The following is a 19498-nucleotide window of genomic DNA, read 5'->3' as shown; positions in this document are numbered from 1 at the left end:
CTAATAAATATTTTTCAATTGATAATAAAGTCGCTAAAACGTTAGTAATGTTATTCCAATAAAGGGTGGAATTATCATTAAAGGATGTATTGTTTATATTTTAACTGATCAGTTGAGTATAATCGGGGATTCTGCTATATTTAACTACATGGTTAACGATAATAAAGATCATTTAAATGAAATATTTCATGCTCTAGCTGATTCAACGAGAAGAGAAATGGTCCATATGATGTCTCAAAAAGAAAGGACAGTATCTGAATTAGCAGAGCCTTTTGATATGTCTCTGGCTGCCATTTCGAAGCATTTAAAGGTTCTGGAGCGAGCAAACTTAGTCGAAAGGAAGGTTAATGGAAGAACACACTTATGCCGCTTAAACACCGAATCATTATCTCAAGCTACAGAATGGCTGCGTTTTTATGAGAGATTTTGGAGTAATCGTTTTGATATTCTTGAAAATGAGCTATTGAAAGCAAAAAAGAAAGAACATTAATCTACATATAGGAGGATTAAGGTGAAAAATTTTTCAACAACCACTTTAAAAATGACAAGGATTTTTGATGTAGCACCAGAAAGAGTTTTTGATGCATGGCTGAACCAAGAGATGATGAGAAAATGGTTCTTTACATTAGAAGGGACAAATAAGGTGGCTCAAAATAATCCTCAAGTAGGAGGTACATGGGAAATTGTTGATCATCGAGATGGAAAAGATTATCGAGCGATCGGGGAGTATCTAGAAATTGTTCCTCCAACTAAATTAGTGTTTACTTTTAAGATGCCGCAATTTAGCGAATTAGAAGATACAATTACAGTTGAGCTAAAAGAAATTCAGCAAGGCTGTGAAATGACATTTACACAAAACATCATCGTTCCTCATGAAGAAAATTGGACAAAATCTGATATCGAAAAAGCTCTTAGAGAGTATCACGAAGGCTCTGAACATGGCTGGAATTTAATGTTTATGGGGCTGAAGGAATTAGTTGAGACAGGAAAAGTTAGTTATAAAGGCTAAAAATCGTTCAGAGAACTCGATTATGAACAAATTGGCGCGATTACGAAAAAAATAATCCGTTTTATTTTTTTACCCCCTTCTTAAAATAAGAACAGGGGTTTTGCGTATTTGATGAGGAGTTTTCAAAGCACTGAAGTTTTCACAAAATAAATCTCAAAAGGGAGTGACCCCACACTAGCAGTCACTCCCAGTCTCGTTTATTCGCCAAGAATCGGAAACAGCTCTTCCAAATGGCTGATTTCGTAATCCGGCTTGACTTCCGTTTCATTCGTTTTGCTGTTTCGATTAACCCATACTGTTTTGACACCTGCTCTGGAAGCTCCGAGGATATCCGTGTTCAAATTGTCTCCAACCATAATGGCGTCTTCCTTCGAAAGTCCCATCAGATCGAGACAGTGTTCGAAAATTCCGGGATCGGGCTTTCCTTTTCCAAAATCGCCGGAAATGACAATTTCATTGAAATACGGCGCAAGCTCTGGAACTCCGGCAAGCTTTTCCTTCTGCAGGCTTGGATCGCCGTTTGTCAAAAGCAAAAGCTCGTACTTTCCTTTCAGTTGATCAAGCACAGCGAATGTTTCGTCATAGACGTACGGCCGCCTTCTGCGTTCGTCAGCAAAAAACTGGGCTAAGTAAGCCCCGAATTCCGGATCGTCAATGCCGGCAGCCTTCAAGCCATTTGTCCAAGCATTTCTTCTGTATTCGGGTGCGATTTTGTTTAACTTCTTAAAGCCTTCGCTGATTGGTTCACTAAAATTGGACCAAAGACCTTCGAAAGGATTGATGCCGATCATGACTGTGTACGGGTAAGTTTCATATGTCATATACAGGTCTCTTGCCGCCTCGCGCACAGTTTCTTCAAATTCTTTCGGATCAAGTCCATACTTCTTTTCTGCTTCAAGACATGTGTGATAAAAAGTTGTACTTACGCTTTTCTCATCCCATAAAAGGGTATCATCCAAATCAAAAAATACGGCTCTCATATTCGTCTCCTCAGGTTTATTCTATATTCGTTGTTTATTTTACAATAGGTGGTGAGGATGATAAAGGTGAAATTTTTCTGGCAATTCTTTTTATCCCGTATTAACGGGCAGTAACCCCTCACTGATTGAAGGTTCACTTTATTATCTGTGGGATAATCTAAAAAAAATAAATAATTTCATTCACTAAAAAATTTACTGTTCAAATATTTTACTGTTTCAAGATCTGAGGAAGTTCGTAATGAAAAAATATGCTGATATTTTTCATGGCCTTTTCCAGTAATCACAACCCAATCCTGTTTACTGCACAGATTTAGAGCAAAAGTAATAGCTTCCGTTCGATCTGGAATGATTATACCTTTTTCATTACCGAATTCTTTATTTAAAATTTCGAGTGAAGCTCTCATTTCTTCATGAGGTACGCCATTTAAATCATCAAATGTTAAAATATATTTATCACTTAGTTCAGATGAAATTTTGAGCATTTCTTTTCTCTTACTGACGTCCCTATTACCTCTAAATCCATAAACATGAAAAAGTCTGTTAGCTCCACAGTCTTTAGCAGTCTTTAAACAATGAAATATCGCATCTGCTGTATGTGCATAGTCTATAACTATCATTGCTCCGTTTTTATACTTATAATTTTCAAATCGACCTGGGACTCCTTGAAAACTTTCAATTGCTGAAACGATTTTATCTTTTCTTATTCTAAACTGCTCGGCAACTGCAAATGCCATTACGGCATTATATAAGTTATGTAAACCTGCCATTGGAAGTTGAATTTCAAATTCCTCTGAGTGATCTGAGATCCTTGTACTTGTTATATGTGCGGAATGTATTTTAAGATCTGAGCCAGGAGATTTCCCTATTGTGTATACCTCCCTCTCTCCTTGATCTTTCAATATATTCGCCAACTTCTCTCCCCAGATATCATCTATATTAATAATTGCTTGTCCATTACTTTTAATTTTTTTAAAAAGACTTGCTTTAGATTCAAAGTAATTTTCCATGGATGTATGATAGTCCAAATGATCATGAGTTAAATTTGTAAATATGCAAATATTAAATTCCATGCCTTCTGCTCGATATTGAGATAACCCGTGGGATGAAAGCTCCATAATAACAACTTCATCTTTACTTTTAGAAAGCAGATCATTTAATACTAGAGAACTTGGTGTGGTATTAACGGCTGCTATTTGTTCTCCATTAATAACGTAATGAATTGTTCCAATTAAGGAACAAGAAAAGCCATTTTGTTCAAGAATATGTTTAATTAAAAAACTTGTAGTAGTTTTACCATTTGTCCCGGTTAAACCAATCATTATTTTATCGTTCGAAGGATTTCCATAAAACTCTTTCGCAATGATACCTAATGCTTTTCTAGTGTTATCAACTTTTATATAAGGCACAGAAAGGTTACTTATTTCTTCTTCTCCGACAACAGCAACAGCACCTTTCGATACAGCTTCTTGAATATAGGAATGACCATCTGCAGTATTGCCCTTGATTGCTACGAATAAATACCCGTCTTGGACGTTTTTGGAAGTATCGGTAACACCTCTAATTTTTCTATCGGCGATTAATTTTATATTGCCATCATCATTCCCTATTCCTTTAATCAAAGGATGCAAATTCATAAAGGCATTTACTCCTCAATACATTTTTTAACGTTATTATCGACATTAAAAATTAAATTATGTGAAATTTGTGTAGAATTGAAAGTGCAATATACTCTTAAAATTATTATTCTATTGATAAAAATTAGTCAGAGACGGTGTTGTTTTTTCATTTTTCAAGGGAGGGTGATTTTCAATGAAATAAAATCATATGCAATTCATAAAACGATCAATTATCACACCAGTATCCGGAGCCCGAGTTCCTGTTCCATTAGGGTACTTTATTCACTGCTGCAATCAGGATATGAAACGAAAATCCCTTGCATCTCCAATTCTTCCATGCTAAACTAAAAAAGTTGCATTAAAGAAGTGTTTCTTGACTGTTTATCTAACTTCGTGTAAACTAAGTGAGAATTGAATATACATCACAAGAAGAAGCACCCGCTTCTCACCTGATTGACACATTCTTGTAGTTGGCAGGTTAACCGTACATTTTTAATTATTTCCTTAAATGTTCGAGTGTGGGTGCCGTCTGTGGTGCCCGCACTTTTTGTTTGCCTGTAAAGATACAATGAAAAAGTCAAAAGCTAAAGTTGTGAATCAATTCAAACATTCTATGGAGGTGGCTAATTATTAGCAAAGATCAATTGGTTAATGAGGGTATCCGTGCACGTGAAGTACGTTTGATTGGGCAAAATGGCGATCAGTTGGGAATTAAATCCCGCCAGGAAGCGCTAGAAATTGCCGGTCGGGCAAATCTTGACCTTGTATTAGTTGCTGCAAATGCCAAACCGCCTGTATGCAGAATCATGGATTACGGGAAGTTTAGATTTGAACAGCAGAAGAAGGATAAAGAAGCACGTAAAAATCAAAAAATCATTAACTTAAAAGAAGTTCGGTTAAGTCCCACAATCGACGAGCATGACTTTAATACGAAGTTGCGCAACGCCATTAAATTCCTGCAAAAAGGGGATAAAGTGAAAGCTTCGATCCGCTTTAAAGGTCGTGCGATTACCCATAAAGAAATCGGCCAGCGCGTTTTGGATCGTTTTTCTGAAGCATGCGAGGAAGTGGCGACAGTTGAAACGAAACCGAAAATGGACGGCCGCAGCATGTTCTTAATGTTAGCGCCTAAAAACGAAAAGCAATAAGGAGGAAACATCTATGCCAAAAATGAAAACTCATCGTGGATCTGCTAAGCGTTTTAAAAGAACAGGTTCCGGAAAGTTGAAACGTTCTCATTCATTCAGAAGCCATATGTTTGCCAACAAGTCACAAAAACAAAAAAGAAAGCTTCGTAAAAGTGCCATGGTGAGCGCTGGAGATTTCAAACGCATCAAGCAAATGCTTGCTAACATGAAATAATTCGAAAATTAGTAGGAGGGAATTCCAATGCCTAGAGTAAAAGGTGGAACAGTTACACGTAAACGCCGTAAAAAGGTTCTTAAATTAGCCAAAGGTTATTTTGGTTCAAAACATACATTATACAAAGTTGCTAATCAGCAAGTTATGAAATCATACAATTACGCTTTCAGAGATCGCCGTCAGAAAAAACGCGATTTCCGTAAGCTTTGGATCACTCGTATTAATGCAGCAGCGCGAATGAACGGTCTTTCTTACAGCCGTTTAATGCATGGCTTAAAGCTTGCTGAAATCGAAGTGAACCGCAAAATGCTTGCTGATCTTGCAGTGAACGATCTTTCTGCATTCAATCAGCTTGCTGATGCAGCAAAATCAAAACTTAAATAATGACGAAAAGCCACTCGATTTGGGTGGCTTTTTCAGTTTTAAATGACTCCGAGGTGACGTTCCTTGTATTATATCGCTCTATTCATCGTCCTTATCAATCTTTATGGGTACACTTTGATGGGAATTGATAAAAAAAGGGCACGCGAACACAAATGGCGGATTTCCGAGTCGCATCTTTGGGTGGTATGCCTGCTTTTTGGATCAGCTGGCATCGGTGCCGGCATGTATTACTTCCGGCATAAAACGAAGCACATAAGCTTTCGGCTCGGAGTCCCGGTGTGCTTTATTTTGCACGTGGGGCTTGGTGTTTATTATTTCATGTTCTATTAGACCAAATCAGATGCTGATCTGGTCTTTTTTGTATGCCGGGCAAAGAGCAAACTCATCTTTTAAGATTGAATACAGCTTTAAATCACGTTTTTGAAGTGATTCTTTATCTAACAATTGCATAGAAAAAATATCACGATCTGTGATGCCTAACAATTTCTTTCTTCTTGATGTGAATGACCTTCTACCACTTTTATGGACTTTATCATTCCACAGTGTATATTCTTGATACATCTAAATTACTCCGTTAACTGAACAGGTTCTTTCATAATTTCATAAGTCCTATAGAAAAAGAGAGCAGCCGAAATAGTGACTTCTTTCTAAAAATAAAATGAATAAAATAGTGCTTTTTTATTCACCTGTAATAACGTGTATGTTTCAAAGGATTTGGACTTCTTGAATTTCTCTGAATCTGTGTATTGTGAACTAAAAATGAATAGAGTATGCAATAGAAAAAACATCCAAGTTCAAAGGGCTTGCTTGGTTCCGTCAGCCGTGCATACACAAGATCTTATGTTGGTGTTATTGGCTAAGGAGTATATCCGTCACGATATTATGATGAAAGTTATGAGTAAGCACTCTTCAGAAGAAAAAATGAATCAGATTTGGAAAGGTGATTCAGATCTCTTCTATATTGTGACGAATGAGCTTTTAAATAAAAAAAGTAAAAAAGGAGAAGACTAATATGTTTTTGCAAATATTTTTAATTGGCATCTTATCTGGTCTCTCTCCTGGACCAGACTTTTTTCTTGTGATGAAAAATAGCTTAGGATTTGGTCGGCGTTTAGGGATTGCAACAGCGTTAGGTATTGCTTCAGCCTTATTTGTTCATATAACATACACGATTTTAGGTTTCACTTATATTATTGAAAAATTACCGAGTATATTTATAACTATTAAATTAGCAGGTTCCCTTTATTTATTATGGTTAGGATTCCATGCCATTAAATCTGTTAAGCAAAATAAAGAACAATCCGGCACTGGATCAAAAGCAAGAATTGGATAAGAACGTAAAACAAGGTTTTCGTGAGGGGTTTATATGTAATGTATTAAATCCGAAAGCTGCACTCTTTTTCTTAAGTGTTTTTCCCAATTTATTTCAGCTGATACGGCTAGTTGGATTTATGGAACTGAAATCGTTATAGCAGTCGGTCTATGGTTTACGTTTATTTCGACCGTCATTTCTTATCAAAAATTTAGAACTTTTTATGAACGATACAGCCATTGGTTCGATCGAGGCTTAGGGGTTATTTTGATTTATTTTGCAGTATTTATTGTCTATTCAACTATTCATGGATAAGGAGAAATGACACATGGAAAAAGAATTATTTTTAGAGAACAGTTATCAGACAAGTTAGTTGTAAAACCGTTATTAAAGAAATTAGCGATAATAAAGTAATTTTAAACCAGACTGTTTTTATCCAACTGGCGGGGGACAACCGTTTGATACAGGTGTTTTAAAGCAAGGAGATTATGAATTCGAAGTTACACAAGTAAAAAGAGAACAGGGTGAAATTGTTCATTACCTAGATGATGCTACAAACCTATCTGTAGGAGAGGTAACAGCCCAAATCAATTGGGATCGACGATACAGATTTATGAGGTACCATACTCTTTTACATGTCATTGCGGGCCATCTTTATAATGAATTCGGAGCTTTAGCTACAAGTAATGAGATTTATGAGGATAATCGAGTGAGAATTGATATTAAATTTGAAGGGGCTGTTCCAGAAGACTATTTCGCTATAATGGAAAAAGATATTCATGAAATTATAGAAGAAAATCATTTGATTTCAACTCGCAGCCTTCCAAGAGAAGAGGTTGAGAAAACCCCAGGCTCCACCAAGACTGTTATCAATTTACTGCCATCCTCCATACAAACTATTAGGTTTGTAGCTATCAGTGATCTAGATGAACAAGCGTGTGGCGGCACTCACGTGTAATCAACAAAAGAAATAGGTGCATTTTCAATCAATAAAATCAAAAATAAGGGTCCACATATAAAAAGAATTGGTATAACTATTACTGACTAAAAACAAGGTGAAATTAAATGAATCTAAAGAGAGGACAGTGTGCTATGTCGGATCGTGTAAGTGTAAGGGAGGAAGGAGATCGCCTTCCTATTTTTTCTTCCGTTATATACAAGATATACTGGGCCTTATAAAAAATTTTCTTATCTAAAAAGCAATTAGTCGAATGAGTCTGCCGTGTTTCTGTATAATAAGGATCATAAAGAAAAGGGAGGTTATACATAAATGGCTAAACTGGATGAAACATTGAAAATGCTTAAGGAGTTAACTGACGCAAAAGGGATTCCTGGAAATGAAAGCGAACCGAGAAAGGTCATGAGGTCATATATCGAACCTTTTTCTGATGAAGTGACGACGGACCGGCTGGGAAGCCTAATTGCGAAAAAGACCGGAAAAGAAGGCGGCCCAAAAATTATGATCGCCGGTCACTTGGACGAAGTAGGTTTTATGGTGACGCAAATTGATGACAAGGGCTTCATTCGCTTTCAAACGACTGGCGGATGGTGGTCACAGGTGATGCTTGCCCAGCGTGTAACAATTGTAGGGAAAAAAGGAGACATCACAGGTGTCATCGGCTCGAAGCCTCCGCACATTTTGCCTCCTGAAGCACGAAAAAAGCCTGTGGACATCAAGGATATGTTTATAGATATCGGTGCAACAAGCAGGGAAGAAGCGATGGAGTGGGGTGTACTGCCCGGTGATCAAATCGTTCCGTATTTTGAATTCACTGTAATGAACAATGAAAAATTTCTTCTAGCCAAAGCTTGGGATAACCGGATCGGCTGTGCGATCGCCATTGATGTTTTGAAAGGCCTGAAGGGTGTGGATCATCCGAACGTTGTCTACGGGGTAGGAACAGTTCAGGAAGAGGTCGGGCTCCGCGGGGCAAAAACTGCGGCAAATACGATTCAGCCTGACATCGGGTTTGCTGTTGATGTAGGGATAGCTGGGGATACTCCGGGGATATCAGAGAAAGAAGCACAAAGCAAAATGGGGAAAGGGCCGCAAATTATCCTTTACGATGCCTCAATGATTTCTCATAAAGGTCTTAGGGAGCTTGTAGTCGGAGCAGCTGATGAAACCGGAATCCCGTATCAGTATGAATCAATTGCCGGAGGAGGCACAGACTCAGGTTCGATTCATTTGACAGCAAACGGAGTTCCTGCACTCTCTATCACAATTGCTACCCGTTACATTCATACACATGCGGCTATGCTTCATCGCGATGATTATGAAAATGCGGTCAAACTGCTTGTTGAAGTGATCAAACGGCTTGATAGCGAAACTGTTCACAAGCTTACCTATGAAGACTGATAGCTCCTCTCCTTTTTTAGGAGAGGTTTTTAAATTTTATCCATGAACACGCTTACAATGTTGTGGTATAGTGAAAAGAGAACAAGCAAAAGGGGGATGGTGTTATGAACGCGATCACAATTGTAATTGCTTCAATGTGTATCTTAATGATCGCTTACCGTTTATATGGGACATTTATGGCGGTAAAAGTAATGAAACTCGATGATGCAAAACCAACGCCTGCGCATACATTTGAGGATGGCAAGGATTATGTGCCGACGAATAAATGGGTATCCTTCGGTCATCATTTTGCGGCAATTGCTGCAGCGGGACCGCTTGTTGGTCCGATACTGGCCGCGCAGTTTGGATATTTGCCAGGGCTGCTGTGGCTTTTAATCGGAGCTGTAATTGGGGGAGCCGTACATGACGCTGTTGTTCTATTGGCTTCCATGCGCAAGAAAGGAAAATCGCTTTCAGAGGTGGCGAAGGATGAGCTCGGACCGGTGGCGGGCTTTTGCACTGGTCTTGCCATGTTATTTATTATCGTCATCACAATGGCGGGATTATCCATGGTTGTCCTTCATGCGTTAGAAAGAAACCCATGGGGAACCTTTGCCGTGGGAATTACAATCCCAATTGCAATGGGGGTAGGGATTTACTACAAAAAAACAGGGAATTTAAAGCTTGCTTCTACCGTAGGATTTATATTATTAATGATCGGTGTTTTTTTAGGTCCGGCAATTCAAGGGACGGCATTGGGAGATCTGTTGACTCTTGATACGAAAGTGCTTGCAATTGCACTTCCGGTTTATGCTTTTTTTGCGGCGGCGCTTCCTGTGTGGCTTTTGCTTGCGCCTCGGGATTATTTAAGCAGTTTTATGAAGATTGGAGTTTTTATTGCTCTAATCATTGGTGTATTTATCGTTAATCCATCGATTCATTTTCCGGCATTTACTCAGTTTGTAAATGGAGGCGGACCAGTGCTTGCGGGACCTGTTTGGCCGTTTATTTCGATCACGATCGCCTGCGGAGCGATTTCGGGATTTCACGCATTCGTTGGATCCGGAACAACGCCAAAAATGCTGAACAAATGGAGTGATATTAAAGTCGTCGGCTTCGGTGCAATGCTTGTAGAGTGCCTTGTCGGAATCATGGCTTTGATCGCTGCAACTGCCTTGCAGCCGGCAGACTATTTTGCGATTAATTCTTCACCTGAAGTTTTCAGCACTCTTGGGATGACTGTCCAGCATCTGCCAGAGCTTAGCCGGGAAATTGGACTAGACTTGGAAGGAAGAACAGGTGGTGCGGTTACACTGGCGGTAGGCATGAGCTACATTTTCACAGGGCTCCCATTTTTCAGCAATCTTGCCTCATTCTTTTTCCAATTTGTTATTATGTTCGAAGCTGTGTTTATTTTAACAGCGATTGATGCGGGAACTAGGGTGGCAAGATACTTGATTCAAGACTTTTTCGGCGAGGTCTATAAACCGTTGAAAAAAACCGACTCTATTCCGGCTTCTATTTTTGCGAGTGCTTTAGCTTGCTTTATGTGGGGGTATCTTCTTTATTCAGGTGATATTGGATCGATTTGGGCCTTATTTGGTGTTTCCAACCAGCTGATGGCTTCAGTAGGGCTGATTATCGGTGCAACGGTGATTTTGAAAATTGCCGATAAACGGCGTTATATGCTGACGTGTCTTATTCCGCTTGCTTATTTATACGTAACAGTCAATTATGCCGGCTACTGGATGGTGAAAAATGTGTATCTGAATCCGGAAGCTGCTGGATACAGTGTATTAAACGGAATTTTATCGATCATTATGCTCGCGCTCGGCCTTGTCATTATGGGAACAGCAATTAAGAAATGGGCAGAAATCTTGAAAAATCCTGATCTTCGTTATGAAGCATCGATTCCAGGATAAAAAAATTAAAGCCGCTCCTATTAATGGAAGCGGCTTTAATCTGTTATTCAGGCTTTAATCCGTTTTCAAGTGTTTCCAGCATTTCGCTTTTGTCGGTATCCGATGCATGCTGCCATAAGACCTCAAACAAAACACCAAGTCCGGGAAGCATTTTTTCCTCGCCGCTTTGGATGGCGTCAACAATCGTGTGTTCGATCTGCTCTTGATCATTTCCTGTGACATTGGCAATGACGGCTTTTCTCAAATTTAAATCCATCACAATCTTCTCCTTTTATGTAGCTTTTATAGATGTATTGTTTCTCATATTCAGGTTTATTATGTATGTAACTTAAGATAAGATAGAATAAGCTTAACCGTGAACGAAAAAGGAGAAAAGAAACGTGAAATACATTGAATCGGCGAAAAATCAAAAAGTGAAAGAGTGGAAAAAGCTTCACACAAAAAAAGAGCGCGACAGAACAAACACCTTTTTAGTCGAGGGCTTTCATCTGGTAGAAGAGGCCTTAAAATCAGAGGGAGCTGTCAAAGAACTCATTTTGACGGATCAAACGAACCTGCCGAAAGATTTGAATCCTCAGATTAATTGTTACGTTGTAAGCGAAGATGCCTTTTTAGCAATTTCAGAAACAGAAACCCCGCAGCAGATTGCGGCTGTTTGCCAAATGCAGCGTTCACCTGAAGTGAAGGGGGAAAAATGGTTATTAGTAGATGCTGTACAGGATCCCGGCAATCTAGGGACGATCATTCGGACAGCTGATGCTGCGGGGATCGATGGAGTGATTCTCGGCAAAGGGACGGTTGACGCGTATAATTCGAAAACACTTCGCTCGGCGCAAGGGTCGCATTTTCATCTTTTGCTTGAAAAAAGAGATCTTCTCGAATTTACAGATCAATTAAAAAAGCAGGGAATATCTATATTCGGCACCGCTCTTCAGGATGCGGTCAGCTATAATCAAATCAACCCCAGCGATCAATTTGCTTTAATCGTTGGAAACGAAGGGGCTGGTGTAGATCCTGAGTTATTGGAAAAGAGCGACCAAAATTTATATGTACCGATTTATGGGCAATCGGAATCGTTAAATGTTGCCGTTGCTGCAGGAATTTTGCTCTATCATCTAAATGGGTAAGGTTTGGTATTGCAACTAAATCACTCTTTCACTATAATAAAGGTAATATTTTAAAAACCGTGATAGAGGACTTGTTATTATTCGTCTCCATACAGGGAATAAATGCCGCTGACTGAAAGCATTTTATGGAAAAAATAATAACTTTTCACCTCTTGAGTTGTCACCGGGACCACATCGTTTGTGTAAAGGTGAACCGGAAGAGCAATCTTTCGTTATGTCAATGAAGCTACCAAAGGCATGTCTTTGGTTTAAGGGTGGTACCGCGGCCACAAACGTCCCTTTTTTTGAAGAGGGGCGTTTTTTTGTTGAATAAATAATTACGGTTTTAAGCATAAGGAGGATGAAACAATGAAGGAAGAGTTAAAACAGCTTGAAAAAGAAGCTCTTGATAAAATCACTTCGGCGGACTCTTTAAAAGAAGTCAACGAAGTGCGAGTAGCCTATCTTGGAAAAAAAGGGCCGATTACCGAGGTTCTGCGCGGGATGGGCAAGCTCTCAGCGGAAGAAAGACCTGTCATGGGGGCGCTCGCCAATGAAGTTCGGGAATCGATTGCTTCAGCCATTTCTGAAAAAAACGAAGCGCTTGAGCAAGCAGAAATCGCAAAGAAATTGGAAGAGCAAGCCATTGATGTCACACTGCCCGGAAGCCCTGTCAAATTAGGGGCAAGACACCCGCTGACGATCGTGACAGAGGAGCTCGAGGATTTATTTATCAGCATGGGATATACGGTAGAAGAAGGACCTGAAGTAGAAACCGATTACTACAATTTTGAAGCATTAAATCTGCCAAAAGAGCACCCGGCACGCGATATGCAGGACAGCTTTTATATTACGGCGGACACCCTGCTTCGTACACAAACATCCCCGATTCAAGTTCGCACACTTGAGAAGCATAAAGGGAAAGGTCCTGTAAAAATTATCTGCCCCGGCAAGGTGTACCGAAGAGATAATGATGATGCCACTCATTCCCATCAGTTTAATCAAATCGAAGGGCTCGTTGTCGATAAAAACATCAGTATGAGTGATCTGAAAGGGACGCTTGAATTATTTGCGAAAAAAATGTTTGGTGAAGACCGCGAAATCAGATTGCGTCCAAGCTTTTTCCCGTTTACAGAACCATCTGTTGAGGTGGACGTATCGTGCTTTAAATGCGGCGGCAAAGGCTGCTCGGTTTGTAAGCAAACAGGCTGGATCGAAGTGCTCGGCGCCGGCATGGTACACCCGAATGTGCTGGAAATGTCAGGATTTGATTCGAACGAGTACCAAGGATTTGCGTTCGGGATGGGACAGGAGAGAATTGCCATGCTGAAGTACGGCATTGATGATATTCGCCATTTTTACACAAACGATATCCGGTTTTTATCTCAATTCAAGCAGGCGTAAAAGGAGGAGAAATCCATGTTAGTTTCATACAGGTGGCTAGGAGATTATGTCAATCTGGAAGGAATGACACCAGATCTGTTAGCTGAAAAAATTACGAGAAGCGGCATCGAGGTGGAAGCTGTTGAATGGAAGGGTGACGGTATCAAAGGTCTGGTTGTCGGACACGTCCTTGAATGCGAGCAGCACCCGAATGCCGATAAATTAAATAAATGTTTAGTAGACCTTGGAGAGGAAGAACCTGTTCAAATCATCTGCGGCGCGCCGAATGTCGCTAAAGGACAAAAGGTTGCTGTCGCCACAGTTGGTGCAGTTCTCCCTGGGAATTTCAAAATTAAAAAAGCCAAGCTCAGAGGCGAAGTTTCGAACGGAATGATCTGCTCGCTCCAGGAGATCGGATTTGAAGGCAAACTCGTACCGAAAAATTACGCGGAGGGAATCTTTGTTTTTCCGGGCGATGCAGAGACAGGCACCGACGCTATTGAGGCTCTTATGCTTGATGACGCAGTCTTGGAGCTGGGACTTACTCCGAATCGTTCGGATTGCTTAAGCATGTTCGGAGTTGCTTATGAAGTAGCTGCGATTTTAGATCGTGAGGTTAATCTTCCTGAAGCTTTATATGAAAACAGCTCGGAAAAAGCCTCCGATTATATCTCTGTAAAGGTTGAGGATCCATCGGCTAATCCGCTCTACACGGCAAAAGTGATCAAAAATGTGAAAATCGGTCCATCGCCGCTTTGGATGCAAACGAAGCTGATGAACGCTGGTATCAGGCCGCATAATAACGTCGTTGATGTGACGAACTTCTGCATGCTGGAATACGGGCAGCCGCTCCATGCGTTTGATTATGATGCTTTCGGCTCTTCTGAAATTGTCGTTCGCAAGGCTTTTCAAGATGAAGCGATTCAAACGTTGGATGATCAAGAACGTACATTGTCTGAACGCCACTTGGTCATTACAAACGGTTCTGTTCCAGCAGCTGTAGCGGGAGTAATGGGCGGAGCAGATTCTGAAGTAACAGATCAGACAACAACCGTACTGCTCGAGTCAGCATATTTTGACGGTCAAACCGTTCGTCAGGCATCGAAGGACCTCGGACTGCGAAGCGAATCAAGCATGAGGTTTGAAAAAGGATTGGATCCAAGCCGGGTACGGTTAGCTTCAGATCGCGCGGCTGCGTTACTTGCTGCATATGCCGGCGGTGAAGTTCTTTCAGGTACCGTGGAACAAGACAGCCTTACGATAGAGGCTAATAATGTGCATGTGTCTGTTGAAAAGGTCAACAATGTCCTTGGCATGTCGATTTCAAAGGAAGAAATCGTTGATATTTTTCGCAGACTCGGCTTTTCAACAGGAGAAGCAGACAATGTGCTGATCGTGACCGTGCCTTCAAGAAGAGGAGATATTACGATTGAAGAAGACCTCATTGAAGAGGTTGCAAGGCTCTACGGCTATGACAACATTCCGTCGACTTTGCCTGTTATCAGCTCTCTATCAACAACCGGTTTAACGCCATATCAGGCAAACCGCAGAAAGGTCAGAAGATTTTTGGAAGGCGCAGGATTGTCCCAAGCGATTACGTATTCGTTAACGAATGAGCGGAAAGTAGAAGCCTTTGCCCTTCAGAAATCGTATCAAACGAAGCTGTCTATGCCGATGAGTGAAGAACGCAGCATTTTAAGGCACAGCTTACTTCCTCATTTGGCTGATACTGCGGCCTATAATCTTGCAAGGCAGGCGGATTCAGTCGCGCTCTATGAAGTCGGCTCAGTTTATTTGTCCGAAGAAGAAGGGGCTAAGCCAGTAGAAAAAGAGCATGTCGCAGGTCTTGTTACCGGGTTGTGGCACAAACAGCTGTGGCAGGGCGAGAAAAAAGCAGCCGATTTTTATGTCATAAAAGGAATCACAGAGGGCTTGTTCAGCAAGCTTGACGTACTCGACGAGATTGAATATGTACAGGCGAACAAAAAAGACCTCCATCCGGGCCGCACGGCTGAAATTTATTTTAGGAAGAAATCAATCGGCTTTGTCGGGCAGCTTCACCCTAGCTATGAAAAAGAGCTCGACTTGAACGAAACCTACGTCTTTGAGCTTGACCTGAATGCTCTGCTCACTGTAGAAACAGGCGGACTTTTGTACACGACAATTCCAAGATATCCATCGGTGACAAGGGATATAGCACTCGTCGTTGATCAAACAATATCAAGCGGACAGCTGGAAAAAGTTATTTCAGAAACAGGAGGAACTCTTCTTAAAGAAGTAAAGGTATTTGATGTATACGAAGGCGAGCATGTCGAAGCAGGCAAAAAATCAATCGCCTTTTCATTGACCTACCTGAACCCTGAGCAAACGCTAACTGAAGAAGAAGTAACAAACATCCATCAAAACGTACTGAATACGTTGGAAGAAACATATCAAGCAAAATTAAGACATTAAAGGAAGCTTGCCGGGTAGACCCTGGCAAGCTTTTTTGCTTATAAATTTATAAATTTAAGCAAGCGACATAATAAAACGAATCCATTTTGAAAAAAGTTTGATCAAAATGGATTCTTATCGTTTTAATAAGCATTCAGTTTTATTATGTTACTGCAGCTTTAATAGGACTAAATTTTTTGTCTATATTCTTTTTCTTTGAGTTCATACATAGCTGCTTTATAACTAATAACATCTAAATAATTAAGATACTCATTAATTTTATTCTTTACTCTTGATTTATGTTGCATCATCATTTCTTTTCTTTGTAATAATGTATCATCTCCTAATTCGTAAAGTTCGAAATACTTCCTTATGTTGGCGATAGACATTCCAGTCAATCTTAGAATACGAATGAAATTTATCGACTCAATATTTTCATCGTTATATATTCTTCGACCACTAGAATCACGAGAAATATTTTTTAAAATCCCTTCTTTTTCATAATATCTAAGTGTATTAGCAGACACATTTAAATGATTCATCACATATTTCATCGAATATGTCATATAACTCTCCTCTTTTCAGTTATAGTTACTATACATTGAATCGTATCAAAAAGGAAAATAAAATACCAAAAACATCTGTTTAATCATGTTTTACTTATAAAAATATTAGCGCTTGACTTATAGTAACAATAATAATTTACCATGAAGTAGAACTTCTAATATCTAATAAAGGAGATGCTATGATGTCAAATATTAAAGACAAAGTCATTATCATTACCGGCGCCAGTAGTGGTATTGGAAAGGCAACCGCAACTTTGTTGGCAGAGCAAGGTGCTCACGTTGTTGTTGGCGCAAGAAGAAAACAAAACCTTGAAGAATTGGTCGCTTCCATCACTTTAAATGGCGGTTCAGCTAGCTATCAGGTAACAGATGTGTCAAAACGCTACGATGTTGAAAATTTGGTGAAACACGCTGTAAATACCCACGGAAAAGTTGATGTACTCATAAACAATGCTGGCGTTATGCCCATTTCCCCCCTTGACGACCTGCGCGTTGAGGATTGGGAGCGGATGATCGACATTAACATTAAAGGGGTTTTGTACGGCATCGCAGCAGCACTACCCGTCTTCCGCAAACAGGGTATTGGGCATTTCGTCAACACCGCTTCTACAGCAGGACATAAGACTGTACCAAACCAATCAGTCTATTCCGGCACGAAGTATGCCGTACGTGCCATCTCTGAGGGGTTGCGTCAGGAAGCTGGCAATAATCTTCGTGTAACGATCATTTCGCCTGGCATGACGCGGACAAGCTTTTCGGAAAGTGTGACAGATTCGGAGATAAAAATTCAGTTAGAAGAATACCGGGACATTGCAATGTCACCGAAGGCGATCGCACGCGCTATCGCCTTCGCGATCGATCAGCCGGTCGATGTTGATGTAAGCGAGGTTATCGTCCGTCCTACTGCGCAGGGCTAAATCAATCTTTAACTCGTAACGGTATGTATGTTCTGTTACGAGTTTCTTTCTGATTTAAGAGTAATGCACCTAAAGAAACTGTTAATGTAATATTTAAAGAAATAAGCATAAATCGTTACAGTGTTGTTGGTAAAATGCTTAATGATCAATAAGGTTCGGATAAAATGAAACTTCATTCAGTGGGAGATATATTAAACAAAGGGAGGTTGAGGAAAATGGATCTTATTATGATGTTTTTCTTCCTATTGATTGGAATTAGTTCAGTTTTGAATATCCTTTTTAAGATGACAGGAAAAAGAGATTGGCTTATATCATTGTTATTAAGTGCTGTTTTATCAATTATATACGTTGCAATTTTAAGGTGAAATGAAAGAGAAAAAAATTTTTAAAAGCTATCACAACGCAAAGAGAAAGGAACCAATTTTGATTAACGCGTGTAAAAAAACGAGATATCTTGTGGAATAAACAAAAAAAAATCAAACCCGAGGTCTGACCTTTTTCTCATATCATCATTCCTTTTTCAATATACCTAAATATTTTTTCCAAGGCCCAACATCTGCTCTGTATCTCTCGGCCATTACTCGTACGATTTGAGAAATGTGCGTTAAATCATGAACCACCCAAGTAGAAAGCAATTCTCGTAACTTCACTACACCAAGTACAGGGTGTGAACCTGTCAATTCAAGGTGCAATCCAGGTTCAATAAGGCCTTTAAGCTTGGTTATATTTTGTGATCTAATCGTATTAAATTCAAGTAATTTTTGTTCAATCGATCTTACAGCCCTGTTATTTAGATGTGAATAACGATCAAATGGGGTGAATGGTTTACTGTCACCTTCTTGAAGAATAAATTCTAATCTGGGTATCCAATTTGTTTTCTCTCCCTCAATCAGGTGATCAATCACTTCAGAGACATTCCATGTTCCTTCGCCTTCATTGCATTCCAGCCATCCATCAGATAGCCCCGATAAAAAATACTCCAATGTTTGAGGTGTACGCTCCAGAATCTCAATAGCTTCTTTCAAATTAAAATTCATAGACCTGCTCCTCCTATATATAAAATTTCACTGCCATTGATTCGGTTCGACATCTTTAATAGATTGCTGGTCAAAAACGAATCAGCCCCGTCCCTTCTTTTCAGCCAACAGCTTGGCTTTATTGGTATTGGCAAAATGCAGCTTTGTAAAAGACGCCAATGCGTTTACGCCTTTTTGTTCAATGAGCCGTGCCGCAGCCTGGTCGACAAGAGCGCCTGCTCCTTTTGGAATCGTAAACCCCGATTTCTTTTCGAGCTTTTTCATTTCCATTAAAAAGGAATATCTCGCGATGATCGAGGCTGCTGCTACAGAAAGGTGGATTCCTTCTGCCTTCGTGCTGAAATATACGTTTTCTTTCATTATTTTTTTACCGCTAAGATGCTTGAAATAAACGTCTGGTTCCGCGAATTGGTCGATAAGGATTGCATCTGGCGTTTCGCCTGCTAATTTTTCCAATACATTTCCTATTGCCTGGTTGTGCAGAATCGCTTTCATTTTTCCTTGGCTCATTCCTTTTTGCTGCAGGTCATTGTATTTTTCATTTTTCAGCACGAGCAGGCTGTAAGGAATGGTTTTAATTAAATCCTTGGCGATTGTGATTATTTGCGGGTCCTTTAGGTTTTTGCTGTCTTTAACGCCCAGCTCCTTCACCAGCTGAAGCTGAGATTTACTGACATAAGCAGCAACAACAGTGATCGGCCCGAAATAATCTCCTGTCCCCACTTCGTCGGAGCCCACAACGGATAGACTTGCAATTTGTTCCGGCGGGGAATAAGGGGTCGTTTTTCTCGCTTTTTTTTCTTTCGGCTGTGACGGTACGCCTTCCCAGCGGCTGCTTTCTGTTTCTGCTTGTTTTCCTTGAAAAAGGACTTTTCCTGAGAGGTACGCGGTGACGGTGCAGCCAGGCAATTTCGCTTGAAAGCTTGTATGCGCCGGAGCCGGGGTTACTAAATGGTTGCGGTAATACTGCCGCATTTGCAATATGCGGTCTTTATTTATTTTTAAAACGAAATGAGCCAAAATAGTTATTCTCCTTTATCCTGTCAAATCATTGTCTATAAAGTGTATCATATCTGAAAGGGCTCGTCTTTCCAATAAAACAGTAATCATGTTATGATAGAATCTAGGATTCT

At 40.1% G+C, this 19498-nt stretch carries 21 protein-coding genes, 2 pseudogenes and 1 other annotated feature; of the genes and pseudogenes, 16 read left to right on the top strand and 7 right to left on the bottom strand.

Features of this window, described 5'->3' with window-relative positions; all coding sequences use genetic code 11:
- Positions 1-148 precede the first annotated feature (148 nt).
- Both JOC74_RS18390 and JOC74_RS18385 read left to right on the top strand, forming a co-directional pair.
- Positions 149-490 carry an ArsR/SmtB family transcription factor gene (locus JOC74_RS18390; protein ID WP_053603763.1) on the top strand — a complete coding sequence of 114 codons (342 nt, stop codon included), beginning with the start codon at positions 149-151 and terminating at the stop codon, positions 488-490.
- A 51-nt stretch (positions 491-541) separates the two neighbouring features.
- Positions 542-1009 (top strand): SRPBCC family protein, encoded by a 468-nt coding sequence (locus JOC74_RS18385; RefSeq protein WP_245213055.1) that lies wholly within the window; start codon positions 542-544, stop codon positions 1007-1009.
- Between the two features lie 197 nt (positions 1010-1206).
- Here the strand turns inward: JOC74_RS18385 and JOC74_RS18380 are convergent, their stop codons facing one another.
- Both JOC74_RS18380 and JOC74_RS18375 read right to left on the bottom strand, forming a co-directional pair.
- Positions 1207-1989 (bottom strand): HAD family hydrolase, encoded by a 783-nt coding sequence (locus JOC74_RS18380; protein WP_053603761.1) that lies wholly within the window; start codon positions 1987-1989, stop codon positions 1207-1209.
- A 176-nt stretch (positions 1990-2165) separates the two neighbouring features.
- Positions 2166-3623, bottom strand: a complete 1458-nt coding sequence (locus JOC74_RS18375; RefSeq protein ID WP_053603760.1) for a UDP-N-acetylmuramoyl-L-alanyl-D-glutamate--2,6-diaminopimelate ligase — start codon at positions 3621-3623, stop codon at positions 2166-2168.
- A gap of 402 nt (positions 3624-4025) precedes the next feature.
- Positions 4026-4161 (top strand) — a sequence feature (ribosomal protein L20 leader region).
- Between the two features lie 70 nt (positions 4162-4231).
- On the opposite strand from JOC74_RS18375, the gene infC reads away from it, so the two are divergent.
- The 4 genes from infC (at position 4232) to JOC74_RS18355 (ending at position 5681) form a co-directional block, all read left to right on the top strand.
- Positions 4232-4753 (top strand): translation initiation factor IF-3, encoded by a 522-nt coding sequence (infC, locus tag JOC74_RS18370; RefSeq protein WP_082363950.1) that lies wholly within the window; start codon positions 4232-4234, stop codon positions 4751-4753.
- A gap of 13 nt (positions 4754-4766) precedes the next feature.
- The gene (gene rpmI, locus JOC74_RS18365) at positions 4767-4967 is read left to right on the top strand and encodes a 50S ribosomal protein L35 (protein ID WP_053603758.1); all 201 of its coding nucleotides are present in this window, start codon (positions 4767-4769) and stop codon (positions 4965-4967) included.
- A gap of 27 nt (positions 4968-4994) precedes the next feature.
- Positions 4995-5351 carry a 50S ribosomal protein L20 gene (gene rplT, locus JOC74_RS18360; RefSeq protein WP_053603757.1) on the top strand — a complete coding sequence of 119 codons (357 nt, stop codon included), beginning with the start codon at positions 4995-4997 and terminating at the stop codon, positions 5349-5351.
- Between the two features lie 72 nt (positions 5352-5423).
- On the top strand, positions 5424-5681 hold the full coding sequence (locus JOC74_RS18355) for a DUF1294 domain-containing protein (RefSeq protein ID WP_082364342.1): 258 nt from the start codon (positions 5424-5426) through the stop codon (positions 5679-5681).
- A gap of 6 nt (positions 5682-5687) precedes the next feature.
- Here the strand turns inward: JOC74_RS18355 and JOC74_RS18350 are convergent, their stop codons facing one another.
- On the bottom strand, positions 5688-5912 hold the full coding sequence (locus JOC74_RS18350; protein WP_053603756.1) for a hypothetical protein: 225 nt from the start codon (positions 5910-5912) through the stop codon (positions 5688-5690).
- Between the two features lie 198 nt (positions 5913-6110).
- On the opposite strand from JOC74_RS18350, the gene JOC74_RS18345 reads away from it, so the two are divergent.
- The 6 genes and pseudogenes from JOC74_RS18345 (at position 6111) to cstA (ending at position 10923) form a co-directional block, all read left to right on the top strand.
- A complete protein-coding gene (locus tag JOC74_RS18345; protein ID WP_211086248.1) occupies positions 6111-6362 on the top strand; it encodes a hypothetical protein in 252 nt (83 codons plus the stop codon).
- 1 nt (position 6363) lies between these two features.
- Positions 6364-6978 (top strand): annotated as a pseudogene (locus JOC74_RS18340) (LysE family translocator).
- A gap of 124 nt (positions 6979-7102) precedes the next feature.
- A pseudogene (locus JOC74_RS24370) lies at positions 7103-7252 on the top strand (alanyl-tRNA editing protein); the annotation flags it as partial.
- A 120-nt stretch (positions 7253-7372) separates the two neighbouring features.
- Positions 7373-7621, top strand: a complete 249-nt coding sequence (locus tag JOC74_RS24365; protein WP_376773415.1) for an alanyl-tRNA editing protein — start codon at positions 7373-7375, stop codon at positions 7619-7621.
- Positions 7622-7933: 312 nt separating this feature from the next.
- Complete coding sequence (locus JOC74_RS18330; RefSeq protein WP_053603754.1) at positions 7934-9022, top strand: M42 family metallopeptidase; 1089 nt, start codon at positions 7934-7936, stop codon at positions 9020-9022.
- A gap of 104 nt (positions 9023-9126) precedes the next feature.
- Positions 9127-10923: a carbon starvation protein CstA gene (gene cstA / locus JOC74_RS18325; RefSeq protein ID WP_053603753.1), complete on the top strand. Its 1797-nt coding sequence runs from the start codon at positions 9127-9129 to the stop codon at positions 10921-10923.
- Positions 10924-10966: 43 nt separating this feature from the next.
- Here the strand turns inward: cstA and sspI are convergent, their stop codons facing one another.
- The gene (gene sspI / locus JOC74_RS18320; protein ID WP_053603752.1) at positions 10967-11179 is read right to left on the bottom strand and encodes a small acid-soluble spore protein SspI; all 213 of its coding nucleotides are present in this window, start codon (positions 11177-11179) and stop codon (positions 10967-10969) included.
- 124 nt (positions 11180-11303) lie between these two features.
- Between sspI and JOC74_RS18315 the strand changes: the two genes are divergently transcribed.
- The 3 genes from JOC74_RS18315 to pheT all read left to right on the top strand — a co-directional run bounded on the left by JOC74_RS18315 (position 11304) and on the right by pheT (position 15866).
- The gene (locus tag JOC74_RS18315; RefSeq protein ID WP_053603751.1) at positions 11304-12050 is read left to right on the top strand and encodes a TrmH family RNA methyltransferase; all 747 of its coding nucleotides are present in this window, start codon (positions 11304-11306) and stop codon (positions 12048-12050) included.
- A 348-nt stretch (positions 12051-12398) separates the two neighbouring features.
- Entirely contained in the window at positions 12399-13433 is a 1035-nt protein-coding gene (gene pheS, locus JOC74_RS18310) for a phenylalanine--tRNA ligase subunit alpha (protein ID WP_053603750.1), read from the top strand.
- Positions 13434-13448: 15 nt separating this feature from the next.
- Positions 13449-15866 carry a phenylalanine--tRNA ligase subunit beta gene (gene pheT, locus JOC74_RS18305; RefSeq protein WP_211086247.1) on the top strand — a complete coding sequence of 806 codons (2418 nt, stop codon included), beginning with the start codon at positions 13449-13451 and terminating at the stop codon, positions 15864-15866.
- Between the two features lie 167 nt (positions 15867-16033).
- Here pheT and JOC74_RS18300 read toward each other — a convergent pair whose 3' ends face one another.
- Entirely contained in the window at positions 16034-16411 is a 378-nt protein-coding gene (locus JOC74_RS18300) for a MerR family transcriptional regulator (protein ID WP_053603748.1), read from the bottom strand.
- Between the two features lie 182 nt (positions 16412-16593).
- Here JOC74_RS18300 and JOC74_RS18295 point away from each other — a divergent pair, with 182 nt between their 5' ends.
- Positions 16594-17328, top strand: coding sequence for an SDR family oxidoreductase (locus JOC74_RS18295; protein ID WP_211086246.1), 735 nt, complete (start codon positions 16594-16596; stop codon positions 17326-17328).
- 509 nt (positions 17329-17837) lie between these two features.
- On the opposite strand, the gene JOC74_RS18290 is transcribed toward JOC74_RS18295, so the two are convergent.
- On the bottom strand, positions 17838-18365 hold the full coding sequence (locus tag JOC74_RS18290) for a DinB family protein (RefSeq protein ID WP_053603745.1): 528 nt from the start codon (positions 18363-18365) through the stop codon (positions 17838-17840).
- An 81-nt stretch (positions 18366-18446) separates the two neighbouring features.
- Positions 18447-19385: a ribonuclease HIII gene (gene rnhC, locus JOC74_RS18285; protein WP_053603744.1), complete on the bottom strand. Its 939-nt coding sequence runs from the start codon at positions 19383-19385 to the stop codon at positions 18447-18449.
- Positions 19386-19498: the final 113 nt, after the last annotated feature.

Origin of the sequence: Bacillus capparidis (assembly GCF_017832095.1) — a bacterium.
Lineage (GTDB): Bacteria > Bacillota > Bacilli > Bacillales > Bacillaceae > Bacillus > Bacillus gobiensis.
The sequence above is the reverse complement of the archived record's forward strand: the minus strand, read 5'-3'. Positions and strand labels throughout refer to the sequence as shown.